The following is an 11944-nucleotide window of genomic DNA, read 5'->3' on the forward strand; positions in this document are numbered from 1 at the left end:
GCTCACCCCAAACGTATCGTGGAGCTGCGTTTATCTTCCAATGGCAGCAAAAAACCGGTCATTTTTTTATCTGTAGAATTTTCAGAATACGAATTTTTTTTCCCGCGATTATCTTTCATTAATTTCACCCAGTTCCCGTAAGCATCTCCAATCTCCCCCTTCGTCCCACCCCCGCCATCGATCAATCCCCCGCTATGCATGCGCCACACCCGCTTGCGCAAATCGCTGGCCACGCGGCGGTCGGTGGTGGCGATATTGATTTCGCTGTCGACAGCCATGCTGCGCTGGTTCAGGTTGGCGCTGCCCAAGGTCATGAACACGTCGTCGACCAGCATCAATTTGGAATGGATATAGATTTCACGGTAGCGCCAGCGGTCGTTATCGAACGCGCTGACATTGAGCATGGCCACCGAGACCTTCAGCCCGAATTCGCTTTCGAGCGTCATCGCGCCGGGTTTGTTGATGCCGTTGGAGTGCCGCACCACGTCGGGTAACTTGACTTCCGCCTCGGTGGAAATGCCGAATCCTGCCCTGACACGCCGGGTTTTCGGTCGCTTGTTGTAGTCGTCGATCATGATGTTTTGCCCCGTCATGCCAGCGTGCTGCCCCAGCGCCGCCAGCGTGTCGTGGGTGCGCGGCACCATCTGCGCCCGTTCCGGCACCGGAATGACGATGAACACGTGCATGACCGGCATGTCTTCAAGACTCTTGCCCGCCTTGACACTGCCGGCCTTCCAGGCGGCAACCACCTTCTTGCGCTCGGCCAGCAAATGCCGCGCCCAATCTTCATACTGGAAATACTGGTTTTCCACATACAGGTAGCCGGCTGCCAGGCTGGCCTGGGTCACGGCGCGAAAGTAGGTTTCCTTGATCGTTTTGTCTTGTTCCTCGGGCTGGGTCAGGACGATCTGCACGGTGGAGTCGTCCGGCCCGGCCTCGCGCAACAGCCGCGCCGGTGGGCTGCCACATGGCAACTCCTGGCTAACACAGTCGGTGGAAGCCGAACGCATGCGGTCGTCGATAGCGCGATCCCATGCCTTCACGAAATTGTTATAGAGCGCGATGAGCGCCTTGCCGCCGTCGATGCGGCAGGCGTAATCCTGATAGGGCTTCAAGGTGGCGAACCCGCCGTCCGCGGCCATTCCCTGCAAACACTCGCGCCGCTCGTTGACGCCGCCCTGTTCGCGGCGCGTATCGTCGAGCAGATGGGCCGTCGTGTCCCAATAATCGGTCACAGAGTTCAGGCCCATCACGTAACCGACGGCCTTGCCCCCCTCTTCGTGGTCGAAATCGATCAGGACCGGCTTCTGGTGGTGCGTGCCCAGGTATTGCATGCCGGGCTTTTCGATTTCCCCCATCGTCAAGCCGCGCGGCTGGTTTATTTCGGTCGAGATACTCTTGCTTATTGCGCCGCTGTCGCCGTGGCGCAAACGAATCGTGATACCACTCAGCATGCCCTTAAACGCCGCCACATACCAGTTGTAGCAATATTCTTCACGCGCCAGCATCGGGATATCCTCGGGCCGGACCCTATCACCCCTGAAACCGCCGCTGAACATCGCTTTCCTGGCGACCGCGTCCTGCAACATCGCCAGGCTGGCTTTTGCGCTGATGTCGTCGGCCCGCTGTCCATCGGTTTTCCATGGCGAGGTGCCGTGCGAATGGCCCGGCATATTGTGCACCATCGGCGAACCGATCCGATCATGCCAGATCAGCAGGCGTACCCTGACGTGACGCCGTGCGGCGGCGATCAGCAAGTCGCCAAACGTGTCGCCACGTGGCCAGGTTGCGCCGTTGCCACGCACCACTTCCATGCCCGGGTCGAAGCCCCAGCAGCACAGGTCGATCGAATGTTTAGCCTTGGCGATCTCCGCGGCGATGTCGGCGAACGCTTCCTGTCCGCAAATGAACAGCGTCAGCTTGTTGTTATGCGTAATCGGGTGGCTGGCCTTGCCTTTCAGGTTGCGGTTTTCCAGCAGCCACTGGAGCGAACTCGTCGCAGTCCGTCCGACTTCGTCGATATGGGTCGTTTCGATGCGGCCGCTCGATTCCGGCATGGCGCTCTCCAGTCAGTGTCGTGCATCATTGAACCCAGCGGCCATCGGCGGTGTCGTCGAACGCGCGCAAACCGCGGTTCGACAGCTTCTGTTCACCATCCACCGCCGCGTTCGGGGCGAAGCGTGCGCTGGTCTGCAATGAAAACTCTTCACCATTGCCAAGGACGACACGGTAGCGCGGCGTGCCGTCCTGATGCGCGATCAGGATGCGGCCGAATTCGTCGGTCAAGCCGCGTTCGACTTCGGCGTCTCCCTTGTACAGCGTGTACGGCACGTGCGCGTATTGACCACCATCCGCATGGGCCTGGATCGTATGCTGCAATTGCCCCGCTACCGGCGCGATGGGCGGTTCCAGCTCCGGTTGCGGCCGGTTCTTGGGTGCCAGCGTTTCCAGGTTTCCATGGAACAGCGTCGGCGACGCGGTAAAAAACTGCACCTTGTCGCTAATTTCAAGCATGCAATTGGCACCATGCAGGCGCACGCCTTTGCGGCCGCGAATATCCACCCAGTCGGTCTGGCTGATCAATTCCAGAACCTTGTTGGCGACGATATCGACCGCATCGGTTTGCGCCGCGATCTGCACCGGGCCAGCTGCGGCGATCAGTTTCATGCCAGCCTTGTGGACGAACAGGCGGAACGCCGCGCCGATGCTGGCGAACAGGCCGCCGCCGGCCGCCAGCGACAGGTCGCACCCGGTCGTCAGCGCGGTGTGCTCGGCGCTGGCGATGTGCGTCGATTGCGCGGTCGTCGTTTCGATACCGGCCGGACTGGCCAGCACCAGATGCGGCTTAGATAATTCGGGAAACGCGTTTTCGCCATTGCCGCCACCACCCTTGATCCCGGCATGCTGAGCGTTCAGCACATCGGCGGCGGCGCCCTGCTGGGCGGCGCTTTCTTGCGCACCGTAATGCTGCGCCAAGGCGGCAAGCGCCTTGTGCCGCTCAGCAGCCTCGGCCAACCGGCGCAAGGTTTCATCCATGCTCTTGATATGAGAGCCGGCACCGGGGCGCGCTTCGGTGGTCAGCAACATGCCGCGGCCGGCGCGCGCCACGCCCCAGGCGTCTGACGCCAGTTCCCAGCCCTCGCCACGCGCATCCTTGCGCCCGTTGGCGTCTTCGATGCGGCTGATGCAGCCGAGCGACAATTGGCTGTGCTGATGATCGCTTTTCAGTTGCACCTGGATGCGCTGGTGCGTGTCGTCGAGCACCAACTGGTTGCCGCGCACGCCGTAGCCGCCGCCAGGCATCAGCTCGGCGCTGCGCCAGCCCCCAAGCATGCGTTGCCCCGGCAAATTCCACGGCGGCGCATGGTTGCCGTTGTACACAGCACCGACTATGACGGGACGGTCGATATTGCCGTCGAGAAACTGGATCAACACTTCCTGGCCAATGCGCGGCAACGCGATCTGGCCGAACGCATGGCCCGCCCATGGCGTCATGACCCTGATCCATGGCGAACTGCCCGCGTCGAACTTGCCCAGCCGGTCCCAGTGAAATTGCACCTTCACCCGGCCCAGACCGTCGGTATGGATGGTTTCGCCTGCCGGCCCGGTGACAATCGCCGTCTGCACGCCGGGCAACGCACAAGGCGTGCTGTTGAACTGTCGCCCCGGATACCAGCGAACGCTCTTGCGGATGCAGCTAAAACGGTTTTCATAATGCGACTTCGCGCCCGTGCCTGCCTGGTAATTGTTGCTGGCGATATGATCGACCGACAAGATCAGGTATTCGCGCGAGCCGATGTCCGGGCGCGCCGGTTCACCTCTGGCAGGCATGGATTGCTTGCCGCTGAAGTGTCCGCCCAGCGTGAAACTGCGCCCGGCCTGGGCGCAGCGGTGATTGCCGCCAGCGTCGAAGTATTGCACCCGGCAGTTATGCTCCTCCTGGCGGCGTTGCGCCAGCGCTTCGCCGTCGCCCAAGTCGGCATAGCCATAGCCGGTGTCCTGATACAGTTCATGGGCAAACACGTCGCCCTGCTGGTGCAGCGCATGGCCGCTGGCGCGGCTGGCATACGGCTGCTTGTAATTGAAGCTGGCCAGCGTGAGCGAGCCTGAAGCGATCTTCCGTATTGCCTGCCAATCGCGTATGCCGTCGCGCTCCAGCGAGCCCGCGTCGCCGCGAAACATCATTTCGTCGGCTTCGCTGGCATGGCCATCGCCTGGGTCGATGCTGTCGCTCAGCCAGGTATTGTCGCCCAAACAGAGCGTATGACCGTCGGTGCGATGTTCATACCAATAGTGGATACCCTGGTCTTCCCAGCGCCGGTGCAGATGGTTGTAATCGGTTTCATTATGCTGGTTGGCGCAGCTTAATATCGCTTTTTCCTCATGCAGCCGGTTTTGCCAGTCGCGCTGCAAATAGTGATCGAAGGTCGTTTCGCTGATATCGATGACCGTGCGTTCGTGGAACGAGACGTTGTCCATGCGCAGCCTGGAAAATGCCAGCCAGGGTTGCAGCACCATCTGGTAGAACGCGAAACCGCCATCGCTGCGCAACAAGCGAAATTCGCCGACATAACCATTGAAATAGCGCAAGCTGCCGTCATCACGCACCATCGAAATCGTGACCATCCGGCCCATCATCGCTGTCAAGGGGACGTGGAGATTGTCGGACAGCAGTTCGGCCTCGAAGCGGAAGTCGCGTGACATTTCCTCGTGTGCCCGCAAGCTGTTGACCAGCAGCGCGGTATCGGGCGGACCATCGTTGCGCGGAAAATCCATGCGCAGCAAGCGGCTGTCCTGGACTCCCCAGCTCGCTCCGAAAAGGCGCGCCAGATCAGCTGCCAGCTCGCCATCATCCATTTTTCCTCCTTCGGATAGTTCCCCTAACCCATGCTAACCATGGTGAACGCTGGCATATTGATGGAACTCAAACTAGTTGCCCATACGCAAAAAAGCCGCATCAGCCCTGCGGCGGATGCGGCTTTTATTTCAACCAAGAAATATTATTTCTTGGCAGCTTTCGGATACTTGATGCTCATTTCCTGCAGCAAGTTATCCGCGTGGTCCACTTCCTTCATCACCCACAGCATGTAGCGGATGTCGAGGTGGATGGCGCGCGTGATGGCCGTGTCGAAGTACCAATCCTTGGTGATCGATTCATACGTCGAGTCGAAGTTCAGGCCGATCAGTTCGCCGCGCTTGTTCATCACGGCCGAGCCGGAATTGCCGCCCGTGGTATCGGCGCTGGTGAGGAAGTTGACGGGAACCGTGCCCAGTACCGGGTCGCGGAACTGGCCGTAGCGCTTTTGCTTGACGGCGTCGATCAGCGCTTGCGGCGCTTCGAACGGGGCCTTGCCAGTGACTTTCTCGACGATGCCTTCCACGGTCGTGAACGGTCCCTTGGTCAAGCCGTCGCGCGGCGAGTATGGCGAGACGGTGCCGTACGTCACGCGCAAGGTCGAGTTGGCGTCAGGATAGACAGGTTTGCCTTGCGACTTCTTCCATGCGATCACGGCTTGCATGTATTGCGGAATCACGCGTTCCAGGTTGCCGTCGATTTCCTTGCGGCGCTCTTCCAGCGCCACGTCCACCGGATGCAGCTTGACGGCCAGTTGCATGAAGGCGTCGTCGGACTGGGCAACGGCGGCCTGGTCCTTTTCCAGCCAGGCCAGGCGCTTGGCCGTGTCGGCCAGTTGCGTCTGCTGGTACAGGGCGGCCACGGCGCCTGGGGCCGGCAGCAGCGCGTCCAGGCCTTGCGGATGGCTCTTCGCCGCCAGTTGCGCGTAACGCTTCAGGCCAGCTTCAAAACGTGCCTGGTCGACCTTGTTGACGTACGACTGCTCCAGGCGGGCCAGACGGGCCTTGATGAAGGCCAGGTCGCGCTGCTGGAAGCCCGATTCGCGCTCGGCATCCGCTTTCTGGCGCTCCAGCGACAAACGGTAGATGGTGCGCGCGCTTTTCAGCAAATCGCTGTTGGTGGCCACGCTCCAGGCGAACTCTTCTTCGCTCAAGGCCATGTCGCTGGCGATCGCCGCGTCCAGTTCGGCCAGCAGGGTCGGCGACACGTTCGGCTGTTTCGCGTACCAGGCGCGGAACTCGGCATCCTGCACGTCCTTGATGGCGGCGATATCCTTGCGCGCAAAACCGTCGAGCAAGCCCTGGGTTTTCTTCAGCACGTTGTTGATGCTTTTCACCACGCTGGCATAGCGCACGGCAGCGGCCGCGTCGCCATTCGTCGCATCGGCCATCACGGCCAGGTCGGCCTGCAGTTCCGATACTTTCAGCGGGAAAGCCGTATCGCGCGCAAAACGGATTTCCGCCGGCAGCTTGTAGCGGCTGGTGCGGCCGGGGTAGCCCGCCAGCAAGATGCCGTCACCGGCTTTCAAGCCTTCGGCCGAGACCACCAGGAAATCCTTCGATTTGTACGGCACGTTGTCGGGCGACGGGTCGGCCGGGCGGCCATCCTTGCCCACGTAGGCGCGCAGGAACGAGTAGTCGCCCGTGTGGCGCGGCCATTCGTAGTTGTCGATGTCGCCGCCGAAGTTGCCGATCTTGTCCGATGGCGCGTACACCAGGCGCACGTCGCGTATCATCATCTGGCGGATGCGGTAGTACTCGAGGCCGCGGTGGAAGGCGGGCACGGAGCAGCGGTACATCTTGTCCGTTTCGCATTCGGCGATCAAGTCCTTGACGCGCTTTTCCACGGCTTCGTGGCGCGCGCGGCCGCTCATGTCGGCCGTCAAGCCTTTCAGCACGCGGTCGCTGACGTTCTCCACCTTGTCCGTCACATACACGAGGCTGTTCGGACCGCCCGGCAGCTCTGCGGCGCGCGTCTTGGCCAGGAAGCCGTTGGTGATGTAATTGTGTTCCGGTGTGGAATTGCGCTGCACGGCGCCATACGCGCAGTGGTGGTTCGTCACCACCAGGCCGGCGTCGGAAACGAAAGCGGCCGAGCAGCCACCGAGCGACACGATGGCGCTCATCGGGTGCTTGCTCAGGTCAGCCAGTTTTTCTGCAGGAATTTCGATACCGACCCGTTTCAGTTCGGCTTTCAGCTGTGGCAGTTGGTGTGGTTGCCATTGCCCTTCGTCGGCGTGTGCGCCGGCGAACGCGCCCAACAAGGCGACTGGTAAAACGATTGTTTTGAACAAGATATGCCCCTCCATAAAAGCAGGCGAAAGTATAGCCTGTCCAGGCGAGCTGAGTCGGCAAAAATTAACCGATTACAATTTCTGTATCAGGCGGCCGGCCGCCCCACTCCCTGCAGGGGAATCTGCAAGGCCAAGCGGCAGCCGGCGCCCGATGCCGGCAAGCCCACCTCGAAGTGGCCGCCCAGCGCCGTCACCCGTTCGGCGATGCCGATCAGGCCAAAACACTGTTTCTTGCGTTGCTGCTGCGGCGTGATGCCGATGCCGTTGTCGCTGATGGCTACGTACACGGCGCAGGCATCCGAACTGAGTTCGATCTCGACCTGGCTGGCCTCGGCATGGCGCATGACGTTGCTCAGCGCTTCCTGCACGATGCGGAACAGCACGATCTCGGCCTGGCTGCCAATGGCGGCAAACAGCCCCTCGTCACGGATCAGCAGGCGGCAAGCAACGCCGCTGCGCTTGCGGAAGTCGCCCACCTGCCATTCGATGGCGGCCTGCAAGCCCAGGTCCAGCGCCATCGGACGCAGCTCGTTGATGATGCCGCGCACGCTCTTGATGGTGGTATCGACGTTGCTGAGCACGGCGCCGACCCGGCGGTGCAGGCGCGGATGGGAACCTTCGGTACGCGCGCTGAGCATGGAAATATCGATGCGCAGCGCCAGCAGGTTTTGCCCCAGTTCATCGTGGATGTCGCGCGAAATGCGCTTGCGCTCGTCTTCCTTGGCCGTTTCCAGGTGCAGCGCCAGCTGGCGCAGCTGCGCGTGCGACTGGCGCAGGGCGCCATCCATCAACTTGCGTTCGGTAATGTCCGTGTGCGCCACCACCACGCGCAGCGGCCCTTCGCCGAGAAAACGGCTGACCCTGGCCTGCGACCAGCGGGGGCCTGAGCGCGTGATAAATTCATACTCGAGCGCAAACGTGTCGGCACGGCCGGCAATGACGGAGCGGATGCCGGCCGCCAGCTCGCGTCCGGCGCTGCGCTGCCAGCGCGGGTCCGTCTCGCAAAACTCCAGGTAATGCAGCGGTTTTTGCATCTGCCCGACAAAATCCAGGCACGCCTGGTTGGCATGCGCGACGCTGCCCGCCTGGTCCAGCACCAGCACCCGGTCCGTCAGCGAATCGATGGTGGCATGAAAGAAACGCTCGGCATCGCGCAAGGCTTCCTGCGCCCGCTCACGCTGCTGCACTTCCAGCTGCAGATGCTGGTTGGCGTGCAGCAATTCGGCCGTGCGGTCGATGACCCGCTGGTCCAGCTCGCGGTGCAGTTCGCGCAAGTCCGCCTCGGCCAGCTTGCGCTCGGTGATATCGGAAAACACGCCGACAAAATGGCTGATGGTGCCGTCCGCCATGCGCATGGGCGTGATCGACAGCGATTCCACGAAGCGCTCGCCATTCTTGCGCCGGTTCACCAGTTCGCCATACCAGCTGCCATCCCGGTGCAGGCTGCGCCACATGGTTTCATAGAAATGCGGCAAATGCGTGCCGCCGCCGAGAAAGGATGGATCGCGCCCGATGGCTTCCTCGGCCTGGTAGCCGGTGATGGTGGTGAAGGCGGGGTTGACGGAAATGATGCGGTTGTCGCTGTCCGTCACCAGCACGCCCTCGCGGATACTGTCGAGGATGACGAAGGCGCGCCGCAAGGCCGATTCGCGCGCGTGCTCGTCACCCAGGTCCGTCACCAGCATGCGCGCCGTGTCGCTGGCCGCGTCGAAATTGGCTTCGATGCGCACCATGCCGCCCGCCGAGCCGCCGAACAGCTGCGCCTCGAGCACTTGCCGCGCACCGCTCGTAAAGACGGCGTCGAGGAAGCCGCGGAAGCTGCCTTGCGCCTGGGGCGCGACGAATTGCTCGAAACGCCGCCCCAGCAGCTGGTTCTTGTCGCGCTGCAGCAAGCCGCAAGCCGCCACGTTGACACGCGTGACGACGCCCTCGCGCGCCAGCGAAAAATAGCTGACGGGCGCCTGTTCATACAGCTGCGCATAACGGTCGCGGCTGCTTTCATATTCATTCTTCAGCTGTTCCAGCTCTGCCAGGGCCGCGTTCTGCATTTCCAGTTCGATCTGGCTGACCTGCAACTCATGCAGCTGGCGTATCACGTCTTCATTCGACTGCGGCACGGGCTGGCGCTGCTGCGCCGCCAGTTGCTCGGCCTGCTCTCGCAATCTGGCCGGCGCGCCCTCCTCGTCGAATGGCTCGTTCATGACACGTTCTCGCCGCTATTACCGGCCGCCGCGGCGCCGGACTGGATCTGGCGCAACTGGGCTTCCAGCAGTTTCGATTCCGTGATGTTGATGAAGGTCACCACCACGCCATCGATCACGTTTTCGATCGTGCGATACGGCATGATGCGCACGTTGTACCAGCGCCCCGTCTTGGTTTCCACTTGCCGCTCGCAAAACACGAGGCTGCGGATCACTTCCAGCGCATCGTCTTCCAGGCTAGGATAGTCGAGGTCGTTGACGATGTCGCTGAGCGGGCGGCGCAGGTCCGTCTGGATCAATTTGTAGATTTGCGTGGCCGGCGCCGTGAAGCGGCGGATGCGCAGGTCGCTGTCGAGGAAAATGGTGGCGATATCGGTGCTGTTGAGCAAGTTTTTCATGTCGCTGTTGACCAGCGACAAGTCGTCGACCTTCGATTGCAGCTCGGCATTGACCGTGTACAACTCCTCGTTGAGCGACTGCATCTCTTCCTTCGAGGTGGTCAGCTCCTCGTTCGTCGATTGCAGCTCTTCATTGGTCGACTGCAATTCCTCGTTGGCCGATTTGAGTTCCTCGCGCGAGGTCTGCATCTCGTCGCGCACGGCCTGGATTTCATTGCGCGCCTGCGCCAGCTGCTGCTCCAGTTCCAGCACCTTCGGATTCGGCGAGCGGCCGCGGCGCACCTCGGTCACCAGCGGCGCACTGGAGAACGTCACGAAGACCATGCCGCGCAAGGACTCGGGCTGGCTCAGCGCTTCGGCGCTCAGGTCCACGCCCAGGGATTGGCCCAGGTGGTCCTTGACCACCAGCCCCTTCAGGCGCACCACGCTCTCGCTTTGCAGGGCTTGCTTGATCAGGCTGGCCAGCTCGTAGCGCAAGCCTTCGCGCGCCATGGCGTGGATATTCCAGTTGGCCTTGCCGGCCGCCGGTTCCAGGAAGGCGCCCGTGCGGCCGTTGATGTACAGGATGTCGCCGTCCTGGTTCAGCAGCGCGGCGGCAGGCGAATATTTCTGGAGCAATAATTGCTCGACATGGGATTGAATCTTTCCGGTCATGCTGACTTCTCTCGTGTCGCTAGGTGTAGGGGGGGATGCCAACGATACCTTGGTGGGGAAATACGTGGGCAGGCGCTGGCGCGCCAGGTTGTCGAGGCGGCGATACAGCCGGGTCGACGTGGTCAGGGGCGAAAACAGGTCGGAAAAATGGCCGGGCGTGTCGGCGCTGCCCAGCAGCAAAATGCCGTCGCGGTTCAGCGCGTAATGAAACAAGGGTATCAAACGCTGCTGCAGCTTGGCATTGAGGTAAATCAACAGATTGCGGCAGCACAGTATGTCGAGCTTGGTGAACGGCGGGTCCGAAATGATGTTTTGCTGGGCAAAGATGATCGTGTTGCGTATCTCTTTCTTTACGTGGTAGCCATTCTTGTCATTGACAAAGAAACGCGCCAGCCGTTCGGCGGACACGTCGCTGATGATGCTGTGCGGAAAATGACCCTGCCGTGCGCGGTCAATGGCGTCAGCCGACAGGTCGGTGGCAAAGATCTGCAGGCTGTATTTCGACGGCGGATTGATACTGGCCACCACTTCATGGAAGACCATGGCCAGCGAATACGCTTCCTCGCCCGTGGAGCAGGCGGGCACCCAGGCCTTGAAGGCCCGCCCGTCCGGATGGGCCGCCAGCATTTGCGGAAACACCACCATCTTCAGGTATTCCCACACCTTGGGGTCGCGGAAGAAGTTCGTCACGCCGATCAGCAATTCCTTGAACAGCAAGTCGATTTCGGCGGGATTGGCCCGCAAATACGGCACGTACTCCTCCATCGACGTCATTTGATACAAGCTCATGCGCCGTTCGATGCGCCGCAGCACCGTATTGATCTTGTAATCGGTAAAGCTGTTGCCCGTATGTTCGGACAGCAAGGCAACAATTTCCTGCAGGGAATTACGCCCGTTCGGCTCGTGTCCGGGCAGGCTGAGAAAACTGCTGCGGAACAGATAGGTGATGATCTTGCCCGGCATCTTGTCGGGGAAATCGACCAGGTCGACCACTTCAGCGGCAATCGCGCTTTGCGGCATCATGTCGAACTTGGCCGTATCGGGATGCTGCGCCAGGGTCAGGCCGCCGGCCTGCTTGATCGCCTGCAAGCCGCGCGTGCCGTCGCTGCCCATGCCGGAAAACACCACGCCGACGGCCAGTTCGCCCAGTTCGCTGGCGAGACTCTCGAAAAAGGTATTGATGGGCAGGCGGTGGCCACGCAGCTGCACCGGCTCGCTGAGCACGAAACGCCCCTTCGACAGGCCCAGGTCGGCATTCGAGGGGATCACATAGATGTGATTGGGCCGCAATTCCGCCTGGTGCGTGATTTCCGTGACGGGAATACTGGTGGCGCGCTGCAGCAATTCCGGCAGCATGGCCTTTTGCGTGGGATCGAGGTGCTGGATCACCACATAGGCGATCCCGCTTTCCTGCGGCACGTTGGCCAGGAAAGCGACGATGGGATCAAGCCCGCCGGCGGAAGCGCCGATGGCCACCACCGGGAAAACGATGGCGGCCACTTCGGGAACGGAAGTATTGCTGTGTTTACTGCGTGTCATCGTC

General features: G+C 61.5%; 5 protein-coding genes. All 5 read right to left on the minus strand.

Annotated features, from left to right (window positions below; all coding sequences use genetic code 11):
• Nucleotides 1–2: 2 nt before the first annotated feature.
• Nucleotides 3–2057: a phosphatidylserine/phosphatidylglycerophosphate/cardiolipin synthase family protein gene (locus KO538_RS02240; protein WP_219327371.1), complete on the minus strand. Its 2055-nt coding sequence runs from the start codon at nucleotides 2055–2057 to the stop codon at nucleotides 3–5.
• A 25-nt stretch (nucleotides 2058–2082) separates the two neighbouring features.
• Nucleotides 2083–4857: a type VI secretion system Vgr family protein gene (locus KO538_RS02245; RefSeq protein WP_219327372.1), complete on the minus strand. Its 2775-nt coding sequence runs from the start codon at nucleotides 4855–4857 to the stop codon at nucleotides 2083–2085.
• A gap of 143 nt (nucleotides 4858–5000) precedes the next feature.
• Nucleotides 5001–7148, minus strand: coding sequence for a S46 family peptidase (locus KO538_RS02250; RefSeq protein ID WP_368072918.1), 2148 nt, complete (start codon nucleotides 7146–7148; stop codon nucleotides 5001–5003).
• A gap of 86 nt (nucleotides 7149–7234) precedes the next feature.
• Nucleotides 7235–9349 carry a PAS domain S-box protein gene (locus KO538_RS02255; RefSeq protein ID WP_257620129.1) on the minus strand — a complete coding sequence of 705 codons (2115 nt, stop codon included), beginning with the start codon at nucleotides 9347–9349 and terminating at the stop codon, nucleotides 7235–7237.
• On the minus strand, nucleotides 9346–11940 hold the full coding sequence (locus KO538_RS02260) for a chemotaxis protein CheB (protein ID WP_219327373.1): 2595 nt from the start codon (nucleotides 11938–11940) through the stop codon (nucleotides 9346–9348). The genes KO538_RS02255 and KO538_RS02260 overlap by 4 nt, the downstream gene beginning before the upstream one ends.
• Nucleotides 11941–11944 lie beyond the last annotated feature (4 nt).

It is taken from the genome of Janthinobacterium sp. NKUCC08_JDC (genome assembly GCF_019345575.1).
In the GTDB taxonomy this organism is placed as follows: domain Bacteria; phylum Pseudomonadota; class Gammaproteobacteria; order Burkholderiales; family Burkholderiaceae_D; genus Janthinobacterium; species Janthinobacterium aestuarii.

Bases quoted from the DNA above. Each gene is read 5' to 3' on its own strand.
- KO538_RS02245 (WP_219327372.1), bottom strand. From the start codon at position 4,857: ATGGATGATGGCGAGCTGGCAGCTGATCTGGCGCGCCTTTTCGGAGCG.
- KO538_RS02240 (WP_219327371.1), bottom strand. From the start codon at position 2,057: ATGCCGGAATCGAGCGGCCGCATCGAAACGACCCATATCGACGAAGTC.
- KO538_RS02255 (WP_257620129.1), bottom strand. From the start codon at position 9,349: ATGAACGAGCCATTCGACGAGGAGGGCGCGCCGGCCAGATTGCGAGAG.
- KO538_RS02260 (WP_219327373.1), bottom strand. From the start codon at position 11,940: ATGACACGCAGTAAACACAGCAATACTTCCGTTCCCGAAGTGGCCGCC.